This is a genomic window from Modestobacter italicus (genome assembly GCF_000306785.1).
GTDB lineage: Bacteria > Actinomycetota > Actinomycetes > Mycobacteriales > Geodermatophilaceae > Modestobacter > Modestobacter italicus.
This window is the reverse complement of sequence record NC_017955.1, coordinates 4,565,567-4,588,122: the sequence shown is the minus strand read 5'-3', so window position 1 is coordinate 4,588,122 and position 22,556 is coordinate 4,565,567. Positions and strand designations below refer to the sequence as shown.

General features: G+C 74.2%; 24 protein-coding genes. 9 read left to right on the top strand and 15 right to left on the bottom strand.

What is annotated here, in order from left to right:
* Positions 1-57 precede the first annotated feature (57 nt).
* Both MODMU_RS29805 and MODMU_RS21700 read left to right on the top strand, forming a co-directional pair.
* Positions 58-2,340 (top strand): SOS response-associated peptidase family protein, encoded by a 2,283-nt coding sequence (locus MODMU_RS29805; protein WP_014742536.1) that lies wholly within the window; start codon positions 58-60, stop codon positions 2,338-2,340.
* A gap of 2 nt (positions 2,341-2,342) precedes the next feature.
* Positions 2,343-3,866, top strand: coding sequence for a fused MFS/spermidine synthase (locus tag MODMU_RS21700; protein ID WP_014742535.1), 1,524 nt, complete (start codon positions 2,343-2,345; stop codon positions 3,864-3,866).
* 4 nt (positions 3,867-3,870) lie between these two features.
* Here MODMU_RS21700 and ybaK read toward each other — a convergent pair whose 3' ends face one another.
* The gene (gene ybaK / locus MODMU_RS21695) at positions 3,871-4,347 is read right to left on the bottom strand and encodes a Cys-tRNA(Pro) deacylase (RefSeq protein ID WP_041795527.1); all 477 of its coding nucleotides are present in this window, start codon (positions 4,345-4,347) and stop codon (positions 3,871-3,873) included.
* Positions 4,348-4,572: 225 nt separating this feature from the next.
* Here ybaK and MODMU_RS21690 point away from each other — a divergent pair, with 225 nt between their 5' ends.
* Positions 4,573-5,268 (top strand): sigma-70 family RNA polymerase sigma factor, encoded by a 696-nt coding sequence (locus MODMU_RS21690; RefSeq protein ID WP_014742533.1) that lies wholly within the window; start codon positions 4,573-4,575, stop codon positions 5,266-5,268.
* Positions 5,269-5,341: 73 nt separating this feature from the next.
* Positions 5,342-5,677: a mycothiol system anti-sigma-R factor gene (gene rsrA, locus MODMU_RS21685; RefSeq protein ID WP_014742532.1), complete on the top strand. Its 336-nt coding sequence runs from the start codon at positions 5,342-5,344 to the stop codon at positions 5,675-5,677.
* Between the two features lie 71 nt (positions 5,678-5,748).
* On the opposite strand, the gene MODMU_RS30390 is transcribed toward rsrA, so the two are convergent.
* Positions 5,749-5,823, bottom strand: coding sequence for a 50S ribosomal protein bL37 (locus MODMU_RS30390; RefSeq protein WP_014742531.1), 75 nt, complete (start codon positions 5,821-5,823; stop codon positions 5,749-5,751).
* Positions 5,824-6,014: 191 nt separating this feature from the next.
* On the opposite strand from MODMU_RS30390, the gene MODMU_RS21680 reads away from it, so the two are divergent.
* Complete coding sequence (locus MODMU_RS21680) at positions 6,015-7,067, top strand: biotin carboxylase N-terminal domain-containing protein (protein WP_014742530.1); 1,053 nt, start codon at positions 6,015-6,017, stop codon at positions 7,065-7,067.
* Positions 7,068-7,168: 101 nt separating this feature from the next.
* Positions 7,169-7,393: a biotin/lipoyl-binding carrier protein gene (locus MODMU_RS21675; protein WP_014742529.1), complete on the top strand. Its 225-nt coding sequence runs from the start codon at positions 7,169-7,171 to the stop codon at positions 7,391-7,393.
* A 61-nt stretch (positions 7,394-7,454) separates the two neighbouring features.
* Here the strand turns inward: MODMU_RS21675 and MODMU_RS21670 are convergent, their stop codons facing one another.
* A complete protein-coding gene (locus MODMU_RS21670) occupies positions 7,455-7,949 on the bottom strand; it encodes a GNAT family N-acetyltransferase (protein ID WP_014742528.1) in 495 nt (164 codons plus the stop codon).
* A 54-nt stretch (positions 7,950-8,003) separates the two neighbouring features.
* On the opposite strand from MODMU_RS21670, the gene MODMU_RS21665 reads away from it, so the two are divergent.
* Positions 8,004-9,485, top strand: coding sequence for a sensor histidine kinase (locus tag MODMU_RS21665; protein ID WP_014742527.1), 1,482 nt, complete (start codon positions 8,004-8,006; stop codon positions 9,483-9,485).
* Between the two features lie 96 nt (positions 9,486-9,581).
* Here MODMU_RS21665 and MODMU_RS21660 read toward each other — a convergent pair whose 3' ends face one another.
* Both MODMU_RS21660 and MODMU_RS21655 read right to left on the bottom strand, forming a co-directional pair.
* Complete coding sequence (locus MODMU_RS21660) at positions 9,582-9,833, bottom strand: WhiB family transcriptional regulator (protein WP_014742526.1); 252 nt, start codon at positions 9,831-9,833, stop codon at positions 9,582-9,584.
* 287 nt (positions 9,834-10,120) lie between these two features.
* Entirely contained in the window at positions 10,121-11,086 is a 966-nt protein-coding gene (locus MODMU_RS21655) for a diacylglycerol/lipid kinase family protein (RefSeq protein WP_014742525.1), read from the bottom strand.
* Between the two features lie 150 nt (positions 11,087-11,236).
* Here MODMU_RS21655 and MODMU_RS27330 point away from each other — a divergent pair, with 150 nt between their 5' ends.
* A complete protein-coding gene (locus tag MODMU_RS27330) occupies positions 11,237-11,659 on the top strand; it encodes a hypothetical protein (RefSeq protein WP_014742524.1) in 423 nt (140 codons plus the stop codon).
* A 4-nt stretch (positions 11,660-11,663) separates the two neighbouring features.
* On the opposite strand, the gene MODMU_RS21645 is transcribed toward MODMU_RS27330, so the two are convergent.
* The 6 genes from MODMU_RS21645 to sodN all read right to left on the bottom strand — a co-directional run bounded on the left by MODMU_RS21645 (position 11,664) and on the right by sodN (position 16,237).
* Positions 11,664-12,446 (bottom strand): HAD-IIA family hydrolase, encoded by a 783-nt coding sequence (locus MODMU_RS21645; protein WP_014742523.1) that lies wholly within the window; start codon positions 12,444-12,446, stop codon positions 11,664-11,666.
* A 28-nt stretch (positions 12,447-12,474) separates the two neighbouring features.
* Positions 12,475-12,960 carry a GNAT family N-acetyltransferase gene (locus tag MODMU_RS21640; protein WP_014742522.1) on the bottom strand — a complete coding sequence of 162 codons (486 nt, stop codon included), beginning with the start codon at positions 12,958-12,960 and terminating at the stop codon, positions 12,475-12,477.
* On the bottom strand, positions 12,957-13,754 hold the full coding sequence (gene pssA / locus MODMU_RS21635) for a CDP-diacylglycerol--serine O-phosphatidyltransferase (RefSeq protein ID WP_014742521.1): 798 nt from the start codon (positions 13,752-13,754) through the stop codon (positions 12,957-12,959). The genes MODMU_RS21640 and pssA overlap by 4 nt, the downstream gene beginning before the upstream one ends.
* Positions 13,755-13,768: 14 nt before the next feature.
* Positions 13,769-14,431: a phosphatidylserine decarboxylase gene (locus MODMU_RS21630; RefSeq protein WP_014742520.1), complete on the bottom strand. Its 663-nt coding sequence runs from the start codon at positions 14,429-14,431 to the stop codon at positions 13,769-13,771.
* Between the two features lie 53 nt (positions 14,432-14,484).
* Entirely contained in the window at positions 14,485-15,717 is a 1,233-nt protein-coding gene (locus MODMU_RS21625) for a PP2C family protein-serine/threonine phosphatase (RefSeq protein ID WP_014742519.1), read from the bottom strand.
* Positions 15,718-15,832: 115 nt separating this feature from the next.
* Positions 15,833-16,237, bottom strand: a complete 405-nt coding sequence (gene sodN / locus MODMU_RS21620) for a superoxide dismutase, Ni (protein WP_014742518.1) — start codon at positions 16,235-16,237, stop codon at positions 15,833-15,835.
* A gap of 60 nt (positions 16,238-16,297) precedes the next feature.
* Here sodN and MODMU_RS21615 point away from each other — a divergent pair, with 60 nt between their 5' ends.
* Positions 16,298-16,693, top strand: a complete 396-nt coding sequence (locus MODMU_RS21615) for a S26 family signal peptidase (RefSeq protein WP_083870114.1) — start codon at positions 16,298-16,300, stop codon at positions 16,691-16,693.
* Here MODMU_RS21615 and MODMU_RS21610 read toward each other — a convergent pair.
* From MODMU_RS21610 to MODMU_RS21595, 4 genes are all read right to left on the bottom strand, one after another.
* A complete protein-coding gene (locus MODMU_RS21610; protein ID WP_231851698.1) occupies positions 16,677-17,678 on the bottom strand; it encodes a 2-hydroxyacid dehydrogenase in 1,002 nt (333 codons plus the stop codon). The genes MODMU_RS21615 and MODMU_RS21610 overlap by 17 nt on opposite strands.
* 22 nt (positions 17,679-17,700) lie before the next feature.
* Positions 17,701-18,405 carry a metal-dependent hydrolase gene (locus MODMU_RS21605; RefSeq protein ID WP_014742515.1) on the bottom strand — a complete coding sequence of 235 codons (705 nt, stop codon included), beginning with the start codon at positions 18,403-18,405 and terminating at the stop codon, positions 17,701-17,703.
* A gap of 98 nt (positions 18,406-18,503) precedes the next feature.
* Positions 18,504-18,686, bottom strand: a complete 183-nt coding sequence (locus MODMU_RS21600) for a DUF6104 family protein (protein ID WP_014742514.1) — start codon at positions 18,684-18,686, stop codon at positions 18,504-18,506.
* A 6-nt stretch (positions 18,687-18,692) separates the two neighbouring features.
* Positions 18,693-22,520, bottom strand: coding sequence for a multifunctional oxoglutarate decarboxylase/oxoglutarate dehydrogenase thiamine pyrophosphate-binding subunit/dihydrolipoyllysine-residue succinyltransferase subunit (locus MODMU_RS21595; protein WP_014742513.1), 3,828 nt, complete (start codon positions 22,518-22,520; stop codon positions 18,693-18,695).
* Positions 22,521-22,556 lie beyond the last annotated feature (36 nt).

Below are 22,556 nucleotides of genomic sequence, written 5' to 3'. Positions count from 1 at the left end.
TGCATGCAGCACGTCGACCCAGCCAGAACTGTCGTACCCCGAACGTATGTTCGGCCCATGGAGACGACGGCGACGGCACCCGGGCCGGAGATGCCCGGGTCGTGGCGGTCGCGGATCGACGTGGTCTGGATCGGCGACCCGCACGCCGAGCCCGACCCGGTCGCGATGGCGAGGTCGTCGTCGCCGGAGCAGGCGGCGGCGCGGTTGCAGGCCATCCACCGGCAGCGGGCGCAGGACACCGCCGAGGAGGCGGAGCTGATCCTCACCATGGCCGGCGCCCGCCCCGCCAGTGCCGACCCGCAGCCCGGCACGCCCGGTGCGCGGAAGTCCGACTGGTCGGGCAGCGGGCGCGGGGACGGGATCAGTGAGTTCTTCACCGCCGAGCTGGCCACCGTGCTCAACCTGGGCCGCACGACGGCGGCGAAGAAGCTCGACCACGCCCTGACCTGGCAGAAGAAGCTGCCCGGCACCTTCGCCGCACTGCGGGCCGGTGAGCTGGACGAGCGCCGCGCGCAGACCCTGGCCGAGGTGCTGATGCACACCACCGCCGCCGTGGCCAGGCAGGTCGAGGACGCGCTGCTGCCCGAGGCCTCGGATCTGTCGGTCTACCGGCTCAAGGACCGGGCCACCGAGCTGATGGTCCAGCTGGACGCCGAGGCAGCCGACGTGCGCCGAGAGGAAGCCGAGAAGGCCGCCGACGTGCACGTCTACCCCAACGCCACCGACGGGCGGTCGACGCTGGCCGCGGAGCTGCCCACCGATGAGGCCGTGGAGTGTTACGACATCGTCGACCAGCTGGCGAAGATGCTGAAAGCCGATGGTGACCCGCGCCGGATCGGGGCGCTGCGGGCGCACGTGCTGTCCCTGCTGATCCGCCGCCCGGGAGACCACGGGCTCCCGCCGGTGACGGCGAACCTGACCGTGACCGCCGACCTCGACGGGCTGGCCGGGAAGAGCAGCACGGCGGGTGAGGTGAACGGGCTGCCGATCACCGCCGCCCACGTCCGCGAGCTGCTCGCCCGCGTGAGTTCGCTCGGCCTCACGCCGCCTGAGGACGGGACGCTGAGCTTCGCGATCACCGGCCCGAACGGGGAGCTGCTGGCCACGCTGACGCCGACCGACCTCGACCGGCTGGCCCGCCGCGGCTGCCCGCAACACCCCGACAGCGACTGCGACTGCCCGGTGACCGGACCGCCACCGGAGACCGAGGCCTATGAACCCACCGATCGGCAACGCGCGTTCGTCACCAGCCGGGACCGGCGGTGCCGGTTCCCCAACTGCGGTCAACGCGTCGGCTGGTCTGACCTGGACCACGTCATCAGCGCCGCCTGCGGCGGGCGCCACCGACTGCGCCAACCTGTGCTGCCTGTGCCGGTCCCACCACCGCCTCAAGACCTTCGCCCCCGGCTGGCGGTTGGTGATGACCCCCGCGGGGGTCCTGCAGGTCACCACCCCGTCGGGCGTCACCCGGACCACCCGACCACCGGGCATGCGACAACCACCAGCAGAGGCAGCACCCCAGCCGCCGCCGCCCGCGGACGACCCGCCGCCCTTCTAAGCTCGAAGCCGTCGCCCGTCCGGGAGGAGATCGCCGTGTGTGGTCGTTACGCCGCCAGCCGCCGTCCGGAGGACCTGGTCGTCGAGTTCGAGGCGGTCGCCGCCGAGGGGCAGTCCCCGCTGCCCGCCGACTACAACGTCGCGCCGACCAAGGACGTCTACGTGGTCCGGCACAAGAAGGAGCGGGACGCGGAGGGCGCGCTCACCGGCGGGGGGCACCGTGAGCTGCGGTCCGTGCGCTGGGGGCTGGTGCCGTCCTGGGCCAAGGACGTCTCCGTCGGCAACCGGATGCTCAACGCCCGGGTCGAGTCGCTGACCGAGAAGCCGGCGTTCCGCACCGCCGCGGCCACCCGGCGCTGCCTGGTCCCGGCCGACGGCTGGTACGAGTGGGCGCCGAAGCAGGACGCGCCCGGCAAGCAGCCGTACTACGTGACGCCGGAGGACGGGTCGGGCCTGGCCTTCGCCGGGCTCTGGGAGGTGTGGGGCCGCGGTGAGGACCGGCTCTACACCTGCACCGTCGTCACCGCCCCCGCGGTGGGCGCGCTCGCCGAGGTGCACCCGCGGATGCCGCTGGTGCTGCCCCGCGAGCGCTGGGCCGACTGGCTCGACCCGGCCCGGGAGGACGTCACCGAGGTCGCCGAGCCCACCCCGCCGGAGTTCGTCGAGCGGCTGGAGATCCGCCCGGTGGGTGCGGCGGTGGGCAACGTGGCGAACAACGGCGCGCAGCTCACCGCGCGGCAGGAGTCGGTCAGCGCCCCGGCCGACCAGCCGGCGCTGTTCTGAGCGTGACCCCGCCCGCGCCGGCGGCCGGCTCGCGGGCACTGCCGGACTGGACGGCGGCAGCGATCACCTTCCTGGCCTCGGGATCGGTGCTGGTGCTCGAGGTGGTCGGCCTGCGGCTGATCGCCCCCTACGTCGGGATCACCCTGCAGACCAGCACGGCGGTCATCGGGTTCGCCCTCGCCGCGATCGCCATCGGCGCCTGGGCCGGTGGCGCGGTGGCCGACCGCACCGACCCGCGACGGCTGCTCGCCCCCCTGCTGGTCGCCGGCGGGGCGCTGGTCGTCGCGGTGCTCCCGCTGGTCCGCTTCGCGGGCGCGCTGCTCACCGGCGCGGCGGCGGGCAACGTGCTGCTGCTCGCCGCGGTGGCCGTCATCGTGCCCGCGGCGCTGCTGTCCGCGGTGCCGCCGATGGTCGTCGCCCTGCAGCTGGGCAGCCTGGCCGAGACCGGGTCGGTGGTCGGCCGGCTGTCGGGCATCGGCACCCTCGGCGGGATCGTGGCCACCTTCGCCACCGGGTTCGTGCTGGTGGCGCTGCTGCCCAGCAGCGTCATCCTGGTCGGCACCGGGGTCGTGGTCGTCCTGGCCGGGCTGGCGCTGGCCGTGCTGCTCCGGCGCCGGGCTCCCGGGGTGACCGGCCGGCTGCCGGTCGGGTTGCTGGTCCTCGCGGTCGGGGCGCCCGGGCTGGCCGCCCTCGCGCCGACCCCGTGCGAGCGGGAGACCGCCTACCACTGCGCGCGGGTCGAGGCCGACGGCACCGACGGCCGGGTGCTGGTGCTCGACACGCTCCGGCACTCCTACGTCGACCTGGCCGACCCGCAGCACCTGGAGTTCGAGTACGTCCAGGCCATCGCCTCGGTCACCGACGCGGTGTCCCCGCCCGGGGCGCCGCTGTCGGCGCTGCACGTCGGCGGCGGCGGGCTGACCCTGCCCCGGTACCTGGCCGACGTCCGCCCGGGCACGGTGAGCCGGGTGCTCGAGGTGGACCCCGGCGTGGTCGAGCTCGACGTCGACGCGCTGGGGCTGCAGACCTCCGACGAGCTCGAGGTGCGGGTCGGTGACGCCCGGGTCGGGCTGCAGGCGGAGCAGACCGGCACCCGCGACCTGGTCGTCGGCGACGCCTTCGGTGGGCTGTCGGTGCCGTGGCAGCTGACCACGGTCGAGGCGCTGCAGCTGGTCGACGACGCGCTCGCCGACGACGGCGTCTACGCGGTCAACCTCATCGACCACCCGCCGCTGGCCTTCGTGCGCGCCGAGCTGGCCACGCTGCGGGAGGTCTTCCCGGAGGTGCTGCTGCTGGCCCGCGCACCGGTGCTGGCCGGGGACGACGGCGGCAACGTCGTCGCCGTCGCCTCGCGCCGGGCGCTCCCGGTCGAGGCGATCGCCGCGGCGATGGCCTCGCGCGGTCTGGCCTGGCAGGTCGCCGCCGGCCAGGAGCTCACCGCGTTCACCGGGGACGCCGCCGTCCTCACCGACGACTTCGCCCCGGTCGACCAGCTGCTGACGCCCTACGGCCGGCCCGCCGACTGACGGCCTACCGGGCGATCGCCGCGGTCGTCGCCCGGGTGAGCCGCACCAGGTCGGCCGGGGCCAGCTCGATCTGCAGGCCCCGGCGTCCGGCGCTGACCAGCACCGTGGCGAAGCCCAGCGCGCTCTGGTCGACCACGGTGGGCAGCGCCTTGCGCTGGCCGAGCGGGCTGATGCCGCCCCGCACGTAGCCGCTGCTGCGCTCGGCGGCGGCGGGGTCGGCCATCGCCGCCTTCCGCCCGCCGGCCGCGGCGGCCAGCGCCTTGAGGTCCAGCTGGCCGCTCACCGGCACCACCGCCACCGTCAGCCGGCCGTCCACCTGGGCGACGAGGGTCTTGAACACCTGCGCCGGGTCGGCGCCCAGCGCGGCGACGGCGACCTCGCCGTACCCGTGCCCCTCGGCACCCTCGGCCGGGTCGTACTCGTGCAGGGAGTAGCCCACCCGGGCCTGGTCGAGGGTCCGCACCGCCGGTGTCGCCGCCACGGCGCAGCAGCCTAGGAGACCGCGCGCCCGGCTCGTCCGACGAGCGGGAACAGGAGCCCGGCGGCCGCGGTTCACCTGACCGTGAGCAGCACAGTCCCGAGCGCCCCCGCGCGCATCGCGCGCGGCTCAGCACCCTCCCGCCGTCCCCCCGGCCGACCTGACCGCACCCGGCTAGGATCGACCGACGTGGTCGCCCGCTCCCGGGCGCCGCAGAGAGGACGGTCGGTGCCCGAGGAGCCCGCGATCGACACCCCCGCCGAGGAGACGGCCCTGCCGGTCCCCGAGGAGACACCCGAGGCGCGCGCCGACGGGAGTCGGTCCGCCGAGGCGGAGAGCCGGGCCCAGCGCGACGCCCGGTTCGAGCGGGATGCCCTGCCCTACCTGGACCAGCTGTACCCGGCGGCGCTGCGGATGACCCGCAACCCCTCCGACGCCGAGGACCTCGTCCAGGAGACCTTCGTCAAGGCCTACTCCGCGTTCCACCAGTTCGCCGAGGGCACGAACCTCAAGGCCTGGCTGTACCGGATCCTGACGAACACCTACATCAACAGCTACCGCAAGAAGCAGCGGCAGCCGCAGCAGTACCCCACCGAGCAGGTGCAGGACTGGCAGCTCTACGCGGCCGAGGAGCACACCTCCAGCGGCCTGCGCTCGGCGGAGATCGAGGCGCTGGACCACCTGCCGGACTCCGACATCAAGGAGGCCCTGCAGCAGCTGCCGGAGGACTTCCGGCTCGCGGTGTACCTCGCCGACGTCGAGGGCTTCGCGTACAAGGAGATCGCCGAGATCATGGGCACGCCCATCGGCACGGTGATGTCCCGGCTGCACCGCGGTCGCCGCGGGCTGCAGAAGCTGCTGGCCGACTACGCCCGGGAGCGCGGGTTCGTCCGCGCCGGAGCTGCAGAGGAGGCGCACTCATGAGCGAGCTTGCGAGCTCATGCGTGGGCACAGCACCTGTGGACACGACGCCGACGAGCGTCAGCGAGGAGGAGTCGTGACCACCGACGCTCACGAGTCGCACGACGAGATCACCTCGTGCGACGACGTGCTCTCGCACGTCTTCGAGTTCCTCGACCACGAGACCGACGACGCCCGGCGCGAGGTCATCGCCGAGCACCTCGAGGACTGCTCGCCGTGCCTGCGGCAGTTCGGCATCGAGCAGGAGTTCAAGGCGCTGGTGCGGCGCCGCTGCGGCGGCGACCCGACGCCGGTGGGTCTGCGCGACCGGATCAAGGTCCAGCTGACGACCGTCTCCTTCGAGGAGGACGGCACCTCGGTGCGGGTCGAGCGGACCAGCATCGAGACGATCACCGAGCCGCAGGAGCGCTAGAGGCCCCTGATGGCCCCCTTGCAGGGTCCCACCGCGATCGTGCGAGCGGTGGGGGGCGAGGGGGGCCGTCATCAGGCGTTGGGGCGCTTGCCGTGGTTGGCGCCGCTCTTCTTGCGGGCGCGCCGCTTGCGTCCACGCTTGGACATCGCTGCCCTCCTCTCCCTCGTGGGTGTGTTGTCCGGGACCGGTACGGGGTGCGCACACCGGGAAACCGGTCAAGCTGACCGCGCAAGGATCTCACGGGCCGGTGTGGGCACGTGCGGTGGTGCAGGACCCCGGGTGGGCTACCGGGGGTGACGGGGGACGAGACCGGCGCGAGCCGGGGCAGGAGGACGACGTGGTCCAGACAGCCGTGGAGAGCGTGCTCGTGGCCGGCCGGGGACCGATGGCCTGCGCGGTCATCCGGGCGTGCAGCCGGCTCGGCCTGAAGTCGGTCGCGGTGTGCTCGGAGTCCGAGCGGGACGCCCGGCACGTGCGGATGGCCGACGAGTCGGTGCTGCTCGGCCCGGCGCCGGCCACCGAGTCCTACCTGGACGCGCGGCGGATCGTGGAGGCCGCGCGGCGGACCCGGGTCGACGCCGTCCTGCCGGTCCCCCCGGCACTGGCCGGCGACGCGCGCCTGGCCGTCGCGGTGACCGAAGCCGGGCTCACCTGGGTCGGGCAGGACCCGGAGGTCCTCGAGCGCCTCGGCGGCGACGGCGTCGAGCCGGCGAGCGAGCAGGGCTTCCTCGCCTGGGTGACCGCCGAGGGCCTGCACCACGTCACCCCCGTGCTGCGGGACCGGGCGGGCGGGACACCGCGGGTCTCCTGGACCCCGCCGGCCGGCCTGGGGCCGCTGCCGGCCGCCGCCCGCCGCCTCCCCGAGCTGGGCTGGCGCGGGCTGGTGACCGTGGGCATCGACCCGGGCGGTGAGCTGGCCGAGGTCGCCGCCGGCTTCTCCCTGGACATGGCCGTGCTCGAGCGGGCGCACAACGTGGACGCCGTCGAGCTCACCCTGCGCAGCATGGCCGGCGGGAACCCGGGCCCGGTGGTCGAGACGGCGGTGCCCCGCGCGGCGGTCGCCGTCCAGCTGCGCTCCACGCTGCCGCCGGGCACGGCGGGCCGGGTGACGGGGCGGCTGCCCGACGTCCCGGCGCGCAGCGGCCGCCGGCCGCTGCTCGGGGCCGAGGTCGTCGCGGTCAGCGGCTACGACCCCGGCGACCGGCTCGACGGCTGGTACGACGCGCTGCTGGCCACGGTCAGCGCCGCGGCGCCGAGCGCCGCCCGGGCGGCCAGCGCGGCCACCGAGGTGCTCACCGGTCTGCCGGACTCCGGGGTGCCGCACGACGGCGAGGCCGTCTGCGGGGTGCTGCAGCGGATCGCCGGGTCGCTGGTCCCGGACCGCTCCTGACGCGGCCCGGGTCGCCCGGCGCCGCGGACGGCGGCCTGACCCGTGCTTTCATGAGCACACCGTCGGCTCCGGCGGGTCAGCTGGCGAGACAGGAGGCACCGGTGGCGGTCGAGGAGATCCACGCCGAGATGGTCTCCAGCGTGTGGAAGGTCCTCGTGTCGCCCGGCACCGAGGTCGCGGCCGGTGACACGCTGGTGATCCTCGAGTCGATGAAGATGGAGATCCCGGTGCTGACCGAGCGCGCCGGCACCATCGGCGAGCTGCACGTGGTCGAGGGCGAGGTCCTCCAGGAGGGCGACCTCATCGCCACCGTCGTCCCCGGCTGATGAAGGACCCCGTGCCTCTCACCCCCTCGCCAGCTCGGCGGCGAGCCTCCGGACGGGGCCGTCAGAGGTCGAGGGAGTAGACCCGCAGGTCGACGCCGGGCACCGGCGTCCAGTCGCGCTCCGGCAGCCGGGTGAAGCCGAGCCGCTCGTAGAGCCGGTGCGCGGCGGTCATCCGCGGGTCGGTGGAGAGCACCACCCGGTGCTTGCCGGCCGCGCGCGCCCGGTCGAGGCAGGCGCGGACCAGCGCCTCGCCGATGCCGCGCCCGCGCTGGGACCGGTCGACGACGAGCATCCGGAACGCGGCCTCGTCCGCGGACTCGGTGACCTCCCCGAAGTCGCCGGCCAGCACCAGCGCGACGCTGCCCACCACCGTGCCCGACCCGTCCCGGGCGACGAGCAGCTCGGCGCGGTCCGCCCGGCCCGCGACGTCGGCCAGCTGGGGGACGTAGCCGGGCTCGGCGAGGTGCTCGCCGGTGTAGACGCCCACGGTCAGCTCGGCGATGCGCGCGAAGTCGGCCGGGTCGGCAGCCTCGACGGTCAGGGCGGAGGAGGTCACCGGGGCAGGGTAGGAGAGGGCCGCGCCGGGGCCGCGGCCTAGGCTCCCTGCACGATGAGCAGCCTGTCCGAACGTCTGACCCGCGGGTCGGCGAGCCCGTCCCAGGTCGACCACGCCCGGCGGCTGGTCGCCGACTGGCAGCTGCTGGCCGACCTGTCCTTCGCCGACCTCACGCTCTGGGTGCCGCTGCAGAGCACCGCCTGGTGGTGCGTCGCCCAGGTCCGGCCGCTCACCGCCCCCACCAGCCAGCCCGACGACCTGGTGGGCACCGAGGTGACCGGGGTGGCCGCCGAGCCGCTGGTGGCCGCCCACGAGGCCGGGCGGCCGATCACCGAGGGCGACCCGGACTGGTCCGGCGCCGCGCCGCGCCGCCGCGAGTTCATCCCGGTGCGGCACGACGGCGTGGTGGTCGCCGTCCTCGCCAAGGACACCAACCTGGCGGCGACCCGGTCGCCGTCCACGCTGGAGCTCACCTACCTGGACATCGCCGCGGACCTCTCGCTGATGGTGGCCGCCGGCACCTTCCCGCCCCGGATGCTCGACGACGCGGAGATGAGCCCCCGGGTCGGCGACGGTCTGGTGCGCCTCGACGCCGCCGGGCGGGCCGTCTACGCCAGCCCCAACGCGTTGTCGGCCTACCGCCGGATGGGGGTCGTCGGTGACGTCGTCGGCTCCTCGCTCGCCGAGGTCACCCGCAGCGTCTCGGCCGACCGGGTGGCCGGGGAGGCGGTGGCCGCGAGCATCAACGCCGCGGTCGCCGGGCGGTTCCCCGACCCGATGGACGTGGAGAACGACGCCGCGACGATGCTGGTGCGCGCCCTGCCGCTGCAGGCCCCGGGCGGCGAGGAGGGCGCGCTGGTGCTCGTCCGCGACGTCACCGACGTCCGCCGCCGGGACCGCGCGCTGATGACCAAGGACGCGACCATCCGGGAGATCCACCACCGGGTGAAGAACAACCTGCAGACCGTGGCCGCGCTGCTGCGGCTGCAGGCCCGGCGGATGACCGAGCCGGCCGCCCGCGCCGCGCTGGAGGAGTCGGTGCGCCGGGTGGCGTCGATCGCGGTCGTGCACGAGACGCTGGCCGGGAGCAGGGAGGACGTCGTCGAGGTCGACGACGTGCTGGACCAGGTGCTGCCGATGCTGGGTGACGTGACGTCGGTCGGACCGGCCGCCCGGATCACCCGGGACGGCGCCTTCGGGGAGCTGCCCGCCGCGGCCGCGACCCCGCTGGTGATGGCGGTGACCGAGCTGCTGCACAACGCCGCGGAGCACGCCTTCCCCGACGGCGAGCCGGGGACGGTCGTCCTGGCGGCCACGCGGGACGGGCACGACCTCGTCGTCCGGGTCCGGGACGACGGTCGGGGGCTGCCGCCGGGCTTCGACCCGGCGGCGAGCACCGGGCTGGGGCTGCAGATCGTCCGCACGCTGGTCACCAGCGAGCTGCACGGCACGCTGACGATGGGCGCCCCGGCGGACGGGGGACCGGGCACCGAGGCGGTGCTCAGCATCCCCGGCGCCGGCCGCCCCCGCCGGTGAACGCAGCACGAGCCGTCCCGAAGGGACGGCTCGTGCTGTCGGCCCCCTCCGGAGGCTCGCCCTGAGCTGCGAAGGGTGAGGGGGAGGGGTCCTTGATCAGGCGGTGCGGACCCGGGTGCGCGCAGTGCGGCGCTTGAGGGCGCGGCGCTCGTCCTCGGACAGACCGCCCCACACCCCCGAGTCCTGACCGGAGCTCAGTGCCCACTCGAGGCACGACTGCATGACCGGGCAGCGTCGGCACACGGCCTTGGCCTGCTCGATCTGCACGACCGCAGGGCCCGTCGTCCCGATGGGGAAGAAGAGCTCCGGGTCCTCGTCGCGGCAGAGCGCGCGGTGGCGCCAGTCCATGGCGGTGTACTCCTCGATCTCGTCAGGATGTCGGTCGCCGGTCCGTAGACCGCCCCCGCAGGTCAGCGCGCTGGTAGCTCAGCGCGTAGTACGGCGACCGCCCGCCGTGTTACCGACAGGTTGCTTGCTTGTGATGCTTTCACGAGAGCCCGCGCTGTCAAGGCAGTCGCGGCCTTCGCCGGGCTCCGTGAGAGCAAGCTCACCATGCGTGTGCGAGGCCCGCCACTCGTCGGGCGTGACGTCAGCGACAGCGCGTCCCGCCGGCCCCTCCGGGAGGGGTTCCTCCGTCAGATGACGACCCGCAGGGCGTCGGGCACCGAACGCACCCGCAGGCCGGTCGCGGTGCCCAGGTGGTCGCCGTCGAGCTGCCAGCCCTGCGGCCGGGACGACGTCAGCTCGAGCCCGGCGAGGTCGTGCCAGCGGTGCACGCCGCGGCCGCGCGCGTCGGGCCGGTCGGCCATGGTCTGGCGGAGGTGGTGCAGCATCCGGACCACCCCGACCCGGCCCATCGCGTAGACGTCGAGCCCGGTGTCCAGCGAGGCCTCGGGGCTGGGGTTGATCGGCCGGGCGCCGAGGTAGGTCCACGGGCTCACGTTGGACACCAGCACCAGGAACAGCCCGTCGACCGGGGGCTCGCCGGGCCGGGTCAGGGTCAGCGGGGGACGCCGCCGGTCCCGGCCGAGCAGGAACGACGCGACCCCGGAACGGACGTAGAGGGCCCCGGTGGAGCGCCGCCCGCGGGCCCGCTGGGCCTCCACCCGGGAGATGACGTCGGCGTCGAAGCCCATGCCGGCGGCGAAGACGAACCAGCGGGGCTCGGTCCAGGCCTCCGCCGTCCCCGGGTCGCCGGTGAGGGCCGAGGCGTTGCCCAGCGGCACCAGGCGGGTGCGGCCGGCGCGCAGCGAGTCGAGGATCTCGCCGGTCGCCTCCACCGGGTCGCGGGACCGCCCCAGGGCGCGGGAGAAGACGTTGGTCGAGCCACCCGGGACGACCGCGAGGGTGGGGACGTGCGGGCCGGGCCCGCCGGCGAGCAGCCCGTTCGCCGCCTCGTTGACCGTCCCGTCGCCGCCCAGGGTCACCACGACGTCGATCCCGTCGGCCGTGGCACCGGCGGCCAGCTCACGGGCGTGCCCGCGGTGCGTGGTCTCGGCGACCTCGACCTTCAGCTCGGTGGACAGCGCCCGCACCAGCACGTCGCGCACCTTGCGGGTGGTCGTGGTCGCCGCCGGGTTCGCCACCAGCAGCGCACGCATGCCGCCAACATATCGACCACCGGACCGGGAGCCGGACGGCGCATGGGCGGGCAGCGTCCCGGCGTAGCCTCGGCGCCGTGCCAGGCCAGGTCTCGAAGGACGACGGGGACACCCCCGGTCGCCGCCGCCCCCGCGCCGAGGGGCTGCTGGGTGGGGCGGCGCAGCCGACCGCGCCGAAGCCGGAGCGGCCGCGGCGGCACGGCGCCGGTCGCCGTCCGCCGGGCCGCCGTCGTGGTGGCGGTCGAGGCGGCCGCGGCGGCGCTGCTCGCGCTGGTGCTGCTCTACCTCACCCTGACCGGCTCGCCGGACAGCGTGGGGCGGGCGCTCGCCGAGGTGGTCTACGTGGGCATGGCGGGCGTGCTGCTGGGTGCCGGCGCCGTCGGGCTGTGGCGGGTGTCGCCGTGGGCCCGGGCGCCGGTGATCGTGCTGCAGCTGCTGCTCGCGGTGGTGGGGTACACCGCGGCGTTCCAGGCCGACCGCCCGCTGATCGGCCTGCCGGTGCTCGCGGTCGTGGCGGTGGAGCTCTACCTGCTGGCCACCCCCGAGGCCCGGCTGGCCTTCTTCGGCCGCTGAGCGGCTAGACCAGGTCGATGACCTCGGCGATCGAGGGGAGCACCCGGCTGGGCCGGAACGGGAAGCGGCTGACGTCGGTGGCCTGGGTCGAGCCGGTGAGCACCAGGATGGTGTCCAGGCCCGCCTCGATGCCGGCCACGACGTCGGTGTCCATCCGGTCGCCGATCATGGTGGTGGACTCCGAGTGCGCCTCGATCCGGTTCATGGCGCTGCGGAACATCATCGGGTTCGGCTTGCCGACGAAGTAGGGCTCGGCGCCGGTGGCCTTGGTGATCATCGCCGCGACCGACCCGGTGGCCGGCAGCGGGCCCTCGGGCGAGGGGCCGGTGACGTCGGGGTTGGTGGCGATGAACCGCGCGCCCGCGCCCACCAGCCGGATCGCCCGGGTGATCGCCTCGAACGAGTAGTTGCGGGTCTCGCCGAGGACGACGTAGTCCGGGTCGGTGTCGGTGAGCGTGTAGCCCGCCTCGTGCAGGGCCGTGGTCAGCCCGGCCTCACCGATGACGTAGGCCGAGCCGCCCGGCAGCTGCGAGGCCAGGAAGTCCGCCGTCGCCAGCGCCGAGGTCCAGATGGCGCTCTCCGGCACGTCCAGGCCGCTGCGGGCCAGCCGCGCCGCGAGGTCCCGCGGGGTGAAGATCGAGTTGTTGGTGAGCACCAGGAAGCGGCGCTCGCGCTCCACCAGCCGGGCCAGGAAGTCCGCGGCGCCGGGCAGCGCGTTGCCCTCGTGCACGAGCACGCCGTCCATGTCGGTCAGCCAGCACTGGGACTCGCCGCGCTCGGTGGTCACGCCTGGATCTCCTTCTGCTCGGGGTGCGTCAGCGCCGGTCGGCGGCGAAGCGGGGCAGTGCGTCGTCGGTCAGCCGGTAGACCGTCCACCCGTCCATCGGCACGGCACCGGCTGCTCTGTAGAACTCGATCGACGGGGTGTTCCAGTCCAGCACCGACCACTCGAGCCGGGCGAAGCCCCGGTCGACGCACTCCTGGGCCAGCGTGCGCAGCAGCTCCCGGCCCAGCCCGCTCCCGCGGTGGCCGGGGCTGACGTAGAGGTCCTCCAGGTGGATGCCGTGCGTGCCGCGCCAGGTGGAGAAGGTCAGGAACCACAGCGCGACGCCGACCACCTCCGGCGACCCGTCGGCGGTGGCGACGTGGCCGAACAGCGCGGGGGAGTCGCCGAACAGCGCGCCGTGCAGCTGATCGGCGGTCATCAGCACCTCGTGCTCGGCCTCCTCGTACGCGGCGAGCTCGCGGACCAGCCCCACGACGGCGGGGACGTCGTCCGGCTGCACCGGGCGCACGGTCACGAGAGGACCTCCTTCAGCCGGTCCGGCACGAGCCGGCCCAGCGGCGTCAGCACGGGCACCACCAGCGGCGAGACCAGGTAGCTGTAGGCCACCACGCAGCAGGTCACGGTCGGCACCGTGGCCAGTCCGACCAGCACGACGACCACGGTGACGACCAGACCATAGGGCTTGCCGCTCTTCGGGCTGACCAGCGACCGGAACGAGCGGTAGCGGACGTTGCTGACCATCAGCAGCCCGGGGACGAGCACGACCAGCAGCATCCACAGCCGGTCGCGGCCCTCCATCAGGTCGGCGAAGGCGAAGACGCTGGCCAGCACCACCCCGGCGGCGCCCGGGCTGGGCAGGCCGGTGAAGTACCGCTTGTCCGCCGTCGGGTCGATCGTGGTGTTGAACCGGGCCAGCCGGATCGCCGCGCAGGCCACCCACAGGAAGCAGGCGATCCAGCCCAGGGCGTCGAGGGAGTCCCGGCCGTCGGAGAACAGCGCGAACACCAGCAGGGACGGCGCCAGGCCGAAGGACACCAGGTCGGCGAGGGAGTCGAACTGCAGCCCGAACGGCGAGACCGCGCCGACCAGCCGGGCCACCGCGCCGTCGGCGATGTCGAAGACCACCGACAGCGCGATCAGCGCGCAGGCCAGCCGGTACTCGCCGCGGAACGCGACCAGGATGGCGAAGAAGCCGCACATCATGTTGGCCAGCGTGAACATGCTCGGCAGCCACGAGCGGGCCCGCCGCCGCCCACCGCGGACCGAGCCGCGGACGAACTCCACGGTGGTGGTGCGCCTGCCCGGCATCCCGCCGTCCCCCCTCAGCGGGGTGCCGGCCAGCGGGCGATGACGGTCTCCCCGCCACGCACGCGCTGCCCCTCGGCGACGGTGACCGTGCACTCGCGCGGCACGAAGACGTCCATCCGGGACCCGAACTTCATCAGCCCGATCCGCTCGCCGGTGGCCACCTGCGCCCCCACGCCGACCCGGGTGACGATGCGGCGGGCCAGGACGCCGACGACCTGCCGGAAGACGACGGTGCGGTCACCGTCCCGGACCCACAGCTCGCTGCGCTCGTTGCGGTGCGCGCTCTCCCGGCGGTAGGCGGCCAGGAAGCTGCCCGGCCGGTAGCTGTGCTCGGTGACCTGCCCGCGGTACGGGGCGCGGTTGACGTGCACGTCGACGACGGAGAGGAAGACGCTCACCTGCTGCCAGTCGCCCTCGGGGGCCACCCCGGGCTGCGGCTCGCCGGCCACCATGACGACGCCGTCGGCCGGGGCCAGCACCTCGTCCGAGGCCGGCGGGACGACGTCGCAGCGCCGGTCGGGGTCGCGGAAGAACACCGCCAGGTAGCCCGACAGCGCCAGCAGCGGCCACACCACGAGGCGGGCCGAGCGGCCGGTCGCCCGGCCCAGGGCGGTGGAGGCCGCGGCAAGGCCGAGAGGGACGGCGAGGAAGGGCCAGCCGGCCCGGTCGATGCGCATCGCAGTCCGAGGTTACCGGTGCGTGACCGCGGACCCGGGGCAGCGCCGGCCGGTCAGTGCGAGGCGAGCCCGCGGCCGGCCCCGCTGTCGCTGTCGCGGGCCCGGGGCGGACCGCCGTACCAGTCCAGGCAGACCACCGTGGCGTCGTCGCTGAGCTCCCCGCCGGTGGCGCGCATGACCGCCGTCCCGAGCGCGTGCACGACCTCGCGGGGGTGCAGCGCGGCGCTGCCGGCCAGGGCGGTGGCGACGTCGAGCTCGGCGGCGTTGCGCTCGAGCATGCCGTCGGTGACGAACACGATCCGGTCGCCGGGCTCCAGCGGGAACTCCTGCACCCGGAACGGCCACGCCGGCTCCACGCCGAACGGGAGGTCGACGTCGAGCGCGACCTCCTCGACCCGGCCGTCGCGCAGGCGCAGCGGGAGCGGGTGCCCGGCGTTGACGACCTGCGCGTGGCCGGTGTGCAGGTCCACCCGCATCACCTGACCGGTGACGAACTGGCCGGGCGCGGTGTTCTCCGCGAGCGCGAGGTCGGCGTTGTGCACCTGCTCGGCCAGCGGCAGCCCGCGCCGGCGCTCGTTGCGGAGGCTGCCGACCAGCAGGGTGGCCAGCAGCGACGCGCCCACCTCGTGGCCGACCGCGTCGGTGATGGACACGTGCAGGGCGTCCCGGTCGAGCGTGTAGTCGAACGTGTCCCCGCCGACGGTGGCGGCGGGCTCCAGCCACCCGGCCAGGGTGAACTGCCCGGCCTCGCAGGTGAACGCGGCGGGCAGCAGCCGGCGCTGGATCTCCGCGGCGAGGGAGAAGGGCGTGGTCCGCTGGCCCCACTCGAAGAGGTCGGTGTGCCGGCGGTTGGCGATGATGACGTAGGCGAGGGCGTGACCGGCGGCCCGGATGTCGGCCTGCACCTGCTCGTCGGGCGGCTCGGGGAGCACCAGCTCCAGCAGGCCGATCGCGTCCCCGCGGTCGGTGACCGGCACGACCACGCACGTGCCGCGGTCGGTGGCGGTGACGTCGGGCTGCTGGGTGCGCAGCACCCGGGCGTAGACGGTGCCCTCCAGCGGGACGGTCTCCGCCGACTCGGGGCCGCGGGTGCGCGTGCCCTCGGGTGTGCGCTCGGCGGTGCTCAGCCGGACCAGGGCGTGACCGCTGAAGTCGGCGATGAGGAACGACACCTCGGTCGCCTCGGACAGCAGGGCGAGCTGGTCGGCGACCGCGGACACGGCGTCGATCGGCGCGGCGGCCTCCACCCGTTCGAGCAACGAGCGCAGGTCGAAACGGGGGCTCACGGTGCGGTCTCTCCTGGGTCGGGTCGGAGCGGCCGACACCGGGTGCCGCGGTGGCGGGATACAGCACTGCCGGGCCGCCCGAGGGGGCGACCCGGCAGCAGGACGGAGTCCTTGGTCAGGCTGCGGCCTTGGTCTCCCAGAAGATCTTGTCGATCTCCGCGATGTAGTCGAGGAGCTTCTGCCCCTCGGCCGGGTCCATGCTGCCCTTGCCGCCGGCGGCGCCGGCCTGCTTGGTGGCCTTGTTGAACAGCTCGTGCAGCTGCGGGTACTTCTCGAAGTGCGGGGGCTTGAAGTAGTCGGTCCACAGGACCCACAGGTGGTGCTTGACCAGGTCCGCCCGCTGCTCCTTGATCAGGATGGCGCGGGTGCGGAAGACCGGGTCCTCGTTGCCCTGGCACTTCTCCTGGATGGCCTTGACGCTCTCGGCCTCGATCCGGGCCTGGGCCGGGTCGTACACGCCGCAGGGGAGGTCGCAGTGCGCGGTGGCCTCCACGGCGGAGAACATGCGGAACAGACGCATGGGGATGCCTCCGGGTTCGTGGGAGATCGGTCGTCTGCGACCCTACCCGCGGTGATCAGCATGAACACGTCCGGCGGTCGCGGCCGGCGGGACGTCCCCGGCCTGGCCACGCGCTGGGTCCTCGCCCGGGTGACCGGCCCCTCGATGGCGCCGACCGTGCGGCACGGCGACCGGCTGCTGGTCCGCCGGGTCGGCCGGGCCGCCCGGGTGCGCCCCGGGGACGTCGTCCTGGCCCGCTTCCCGACCCGCCCGGAGCTGCTCGTGGTCAAGCGGGTGCGGCGCGCCGTGCCGGGCGGGCACTGGGTCGAGGGCGACAACCCGCTCGTCACCGACGACAGCCGGGCGTTCGGGCCCGCGGTGGTCGTGGGCCGCGTCGTCCTCCGGCTGCGGCCCCGGCCGGGCCGCCTCGCCCCCGATCCCCGGCAGCCGGGGGAGGACCTCAGTCCACCGGCGTGAGCGCCGGGCGGCCGGCGAGCACGGCGGCGACGTTGTCGACGGCGAGGCCGCACATCGCGCTCCGGGTCCGGTCGCCGGCGCTGCCCAGGTGCGGGGTGAGCACCACCTGGGGCAGCGCGAGCAACCGGGGGTCGACGTGCGGCTCGTCCTCGAAGACGTCCAGCGCCGAGCCGCCGAGCCGCCCCTCGGTGAGCGCCCGGACCAGGGCGTCGGTGTCGACGACGCCGCCGCGCGCGGTGTTCACCAGCAGTGCGGTCGGCCGCATCCGGGCCAGCGCCGCGTCGTCGACCAGGTGGCGGGTCTGCGGGGTCAGCGGGCAGTGCAGGCTGACCACGTCCGAGGCCGCGAGGAGGTCGGGCAGCTCGCGGAACTCGACGGCCGCGCGCTCCGCCGGGCTCAGCGGGGTCCGGGTGGGCGTGGCCAGCACCTGCAGGTCGAAGGCCCGCGCCCGGCGGGCGACGGCGCGGCCGATGCGGCCGTAGCCGACGATGCCCAGGGTCGCCCCGGCGGAGACGTCCAGGCCGACGAGCATCCGCGGTCCCCACACCCACGGCGCCCCGGTGCGCAGGAAGCGGTCGCCCTCGGCGATCCGGCGGGCGGCGGCGAGCAGCAGGCCCATCGTCAGGTCCGCCGTCGCCCCGTCCAGGACGCCGGGGGTGTTGGTCACCACGACGCCCCGGGCCCGCGCCGCCGCCACGTCGACGTTGTCGTAGCCGACCGCGACGTTCGCCACCACCCGCAGCCCCGGACCGGCGGCGTCCAGCACCGCGGCGTCGACCCGGTCGGTGAGGGTGGCGACGACGGCAGCCGCACCGGCGGCGTCCCGGAGCAGCTCCGCCGGGGTCGGGGGCCGCTCCTCCCCGACGACGACCGGGTGCCCGAGCGCGGCCAGCGCCGTCATCGCGTCGTCGGACAGCAGCCGGGTGACGTACACGTGCCCGCTCACCGGGGGACCACCGCGCTCGGCGGGGGCGGTGCCAGTCACAGCCGCCGACCGTAGTGCCCGATCAGCCGAGTCGGGCCAGGATCGGGTCGACCAGCGTGCGGGCGCCGGTGTTGGCGACCAGGAACGCCACGGTGGCCAGCACGAAGAGCGGGACGAGCACGGCCCGCTCGACGACGGCGCCGGTGCGCAGGTGCACCGGGGCGATCCGGCTGCGCCGGACAAGCCAGAACACCGGTACCGGCACGCCCTCCTTGGTCAGCCCGTCCCCGGCGATGTGGGTGAGCACGCCGACGACGACGGCCGCGGGCAGCCAGTCCGGGCCGGGGCTGTGCGCCAGCAGCAGCCAGGCCCCGCCCCAGGAGAGCACCAGGTTGCCGATCACGGTGTTCTCCGCCCGCCCCGGGATGACCACGTGCAGCGCCCGCAGCGCCAGCCCGATGGCCAGTGCCAGCAGCAGCAGGCTCGACCAGTGGTTCCAGGCGGCGGCGTAGGCCAGCAGCCCGAAGGCCAGCGACCCGAGGACGGCGTCGTGCGTCCCCCAGCGGTGGCCGCGGCTGATGGCGTTCACCACGCCGGACGGGACGTCGGTCAGCGGCCCCCACATCCGGCTGATCGTGGACCCCTTCTGGTCCAGGTCCGGCAGCATCGCGAAGCCGCCGACGGCCGACACCCAGGCGACCTGCGCCACGGTGCCGTGCACCGGCGCCCACGGGAGCGTGGCGGCGCCGACGGCGAGACCGGAGAGGGCATGCGAGTGACCGAGCACCTACCCAGCGTCTCCCCGCGTGCCGCCCAGCCGACGGAGGCGCGCGGAGGAGCTGAGTGGAGTGTCAGCGCTCGGAAAGTGATGCGCTGGCACTCCACTCACTCGTCGACATCGTCGGTGCCGCCGCGGGCCAGCCAGGTGGCCAGCCGCTCGACGGGGACCTCGAACTCCGGGTTCGCGTCGACGAAGGCCTGCAGCTGGTCGGCCAGCCAGGCGAGGGAGACCTCCTCCTCGCCCCGCCGGCCGGCCAGCTCCTCGATGCCGCGATCGGTGAAGTACACGGGGGCTCAGTCCGCGAAGGCCTGGGCCACCAGGGCGCGCTGCTCGACCTCGTGCACCTTCGCCGACCCGACGGCCGGGCTGGCCGAGGCCTTGCGCGAGACCCGGCGCAGGGTGCGGCCGGCGGGCAGCTCGTCGGGCAGGTTGACCAGCATGAACTGGGCGGCACCCATGTTCGCCGGCTCCTCCTGCACCCACACGACGTCCGAGGCGTTGGGGTACTGCGCCAGCGCCTCGACGATCTCCTCGGCCGGCAGCGGGTACAGCTGCTCGACCCGCAGGACGGCGGTGTCGGTGCGGCCCTCGGCCTCCCGCTGGGAGAAGAGCTCGTAGCTGACCTTGCCGCTGCACAGCAGCACCCGCTTGACCGAGGCGCCGTCCAGCGCCTTGCGGCCGACACCCGGGTCGGGCAGGACCGGGCGGAAGTGCTGCTCGGTGAAGTCGGCGACCGGGCTGACCGCCGCCTTGGCCCGCAGCAGCGACTTGGGCGTGAACACCACCAGCGGGCGGTGCACCTCCGAGAGCGCCTGGCGGCGCAGCAGGTGGAAGTAGTTCGCCGGGGTGGAGCAGTTGGCGACGGTCATGTTGTTCTCGGCGGACAGCTGCAGGAACCGCTCGATCCGGCCGCTGGAGTGGTCCGGGCCCTGGCCCTCGAGGCCGTGCGGCAGCAGCATGACCACGCCGGACCGCTGCCCCCACTTGGCCTCGCCGGAGCTGATGAACTCGTCGATCACCATCTGCGCGCCGTCGACGAAGTCGCCGAACTGCGCCTCCCAGAGGACCAGCGCCTTGGGGTTGGCCACCGAGTAGCCGTACTCGAAGCCGAGCGCGGCGTACTCGCTGAGCAGCGAGTCGTAGACGAAGAACTTCGCCTGGTCGGGGGTCAGGTTCGACAGCGGCGTGTACTCGGCGGCGTTCTCCCGGTCGATGAGGACCGAGTGGCGCTGCACGAAGGTGCCGCGGCGGGAGTCCTGGCCGGCCAGCCGCACCGGGACGCCCTGCATGAGCAGCGAGCCGAAGGCCAGCAGCTCGCCCATCGCCCAGTCGATGCCGCCCTCGCTGGCCATCGCGGCCCGGCGCTCGAGCATCTTCTGCAGCTTCGGGTGCGGGGTGAAGTCCGGCGGGAAGCTGACGTGGGCGTCGCCGATGGTCTTGAGGACCTCCGGGCTGATCGCGGTGTCCACGGTCGCCTGCTGCGGCGAGCGCGGGTCCATGACCGGCTCGGGCGTGGAGGAGTCCCGGGCGTCGTGCGTCTCGGCGAAGGCCCGCTCCAGTTGCCCGCGGTAGTCCTTCAGGGCCTCCTCGGCGTCGGCCAGCGTGATGTCGCCGCGACCGACCAGCGCCTCGGTGTACAGCTTCCGGACCGAGCGCTTGCGGTCGATGATGTCGTACATCAGCGGCTGGGTCATCGACGGGTCGTCGCCCTCGTTGTGCCCGCGGCGGCGGTAGCAGACCAGGTCGATGACGACGTCCTTCTTGAACGCCTGCCGGTAGTCGACCGCCAGCTTGGCCACCCGGACGCAGGCCTCGGGGTCGTCGCCGTTCACGTGGAAGACCGGCGCGCCGATCATCCGCGCGACGTCGGTCGAGTAGAGGCTCGAGCGCGCCGCGGCCGGGCTGGTGGTGAAGCCGACCTGGTTGTTGATGACCACGTGCACCGTGCCGCCGGTGCGGTAGCCGCGCAGCTGGGAGAGGTTCAGCGTCTCCTGCACCACGCCCTGGCCGGCGAACGCGGAGTCGCCGTGCAGCAGGACCGGGAGCACGGTGAAGCCGCCCTCGCCTTTGTCGATCATGTCCTGCTTGGCCCGCACGATGCCCTCGAGCACCGGGTTGACCGTCTCCAGGTGGCTGGGGTTGCTGGCCAGCGAGACGGCGATCGAGCGGCCGTCGTGCTCGAAGGTGCCCTCGGCGCCCAGGTGGTACTTGACGTCGCCGGAGCCCTGCACGGTGCCCGGGTCGATGTTGCCCTCGAACTCCCCGAAGATCTTCGAGTAGCTCTTGCCCAGCACGTTGGCGAGCACGTTCAGCCGGCCGCGGTGGGCCATGCCGATCGCGACCTCCTCCAGGCCGTACTCGGTGGAGGCCACCAGCACCTCGTCCAGCAGCGGGATCACCGACTCGCCGCCCTCGAGGCTGAACCGCTTCTGCCCGACGTACTTGGTCTGCAGGAAGGTCTCGAACGCCTCGGCGGCGTTGAGCCGGCCGAGCACCCGCTTCTGCTTGTCCCGGGTGGGCTGGTCGTGCTTGACCTCGATGCGCTGCTGCAGCCAGCCGCGCTCCTCGGGGTCGGTGATGTGCATGTACTCGATGCCGACCGTGCGGCAGTAGGAGTTGCGCAGCACGCCGAGGATGTCGCGCAGCGGCATGGTGCGCTCACCGGCGAAGCCGCCGACCGGGAAGGGCCGGTCGAGGTCCCACAGCGTCAGCCCGTGCTGGACGATGTCCAGGTCGGGGTGGGTGCGGACCTTGAACTCCAGCGGGTCGGTGTCGGCCATCAGGTGGCCGTTGCGCCGGTAGGCCTCGATGACCTCGATGACCCGGGCTTCCTTGTCGATCTGCCCCTCGTGGCTGACCCGCTTGTCGGCCACCCAGCGGACCGGCTCGTAGGGCACCCGCAGCGAGCGGAAGACGTCGTCGTAGAAGCCGTCCTCGCCCAGCAGCAGCTGGTGCATCCGGCGCAGGAAGTCGCCGGACTCCGCACCCTGGATGACCCGGTGGTCGTAGGTCGAGGTGAGCGTGATGATCTTCGAGACGGCCATCTCGGCCAGCGCCTCGGGGCTCATCCCCTGGAACTCGGCCGGGTAGTCCATCGCGCCGACGCCGACGATCGTGCCCTGGTTGGTGGTCAGCCGGGGCACCGAGTGGTTGGTGCCGATCGTGCCCGGGTTGGTCAGGCTGATCGTCGTCCCGGAGAAGTCCTCCATGGTCAGCTTGCCGGCGCGGGCCCGCCGGATGATGTCCTCGTAGGCGCCCCAGAACTCGGCGAAGTCCATCTGCTCGGCGGACTTGATCGAGGCGACCACCAGCGAGCGGGTGCCGTCGGCCTTGGGCAGGTCGATCGCCAGGCCGAAGTTGACGTGCTCCGGCGTCACCAGGGTCGGCTTGCCGTCGACCTCGGCGAACGCGGTGTTCATGTTCGGGAAGCTGTCCAGCGCCCGGACCAGCGCGTAGCCGATCAGGTGCGTGAAGGACACCTTGCCGCCGCGGGCGCGGGCCAGGTGGTTGTTGATGACGATGCGGTTGTCCACGAGCAGCTTGGCCGGGACGGCGCGCACGCTGGTCGCCGTCGGGACGGTCAGCGACGCGTTCATGTTCTTGACCACGCTCGCCGCGGCGCCGCGCAGCGGGGTGCGCTTGGGGCCGGAGCCGGCGTCGTCGCCGGCTGCTCGGGCGGCGCCCGCGCCGGGGGACGGCTTCGCCGGGGCGGCGGGCACCTGCTGGGAGGCGCGCTCGGCTGCTCGGTTCACGACGGTGCCCTCCGATCGGGCGTCGACCGGGGTGGCCCGCGGCGCTGGGGTGGCGGTGGCCGCGGGGGTCGGCTTCGGTGCGGCCGGCTTCGAGGCGGCCGGCTTCGAGGCGGCGGCGGCCGGCTTCGCCGCGGCAGGTGCCGGTGCCGGTGCGGGCTGCTCCGGGGCCGGGGCGGTCTGCGAGCTGCGGTCTGCGCCGTCGGACACCGGACTGCCCGGGCGGTAGTCGGCGAAGAAGTCGTGCCAGGCCTGGTCGACGCTGCGCGGGTCGGCCAGGTACTGCTGGTACATCTCCTCGACCAGCCACTCGTTGGTGCCGAATCCCGCCACCGGGTTGGCAGAGGCGGAGGAGGGCTGGGATGAGCTCACGGTTGACACGTTGGCGAGTGCCTTCTTCGTCGGTGG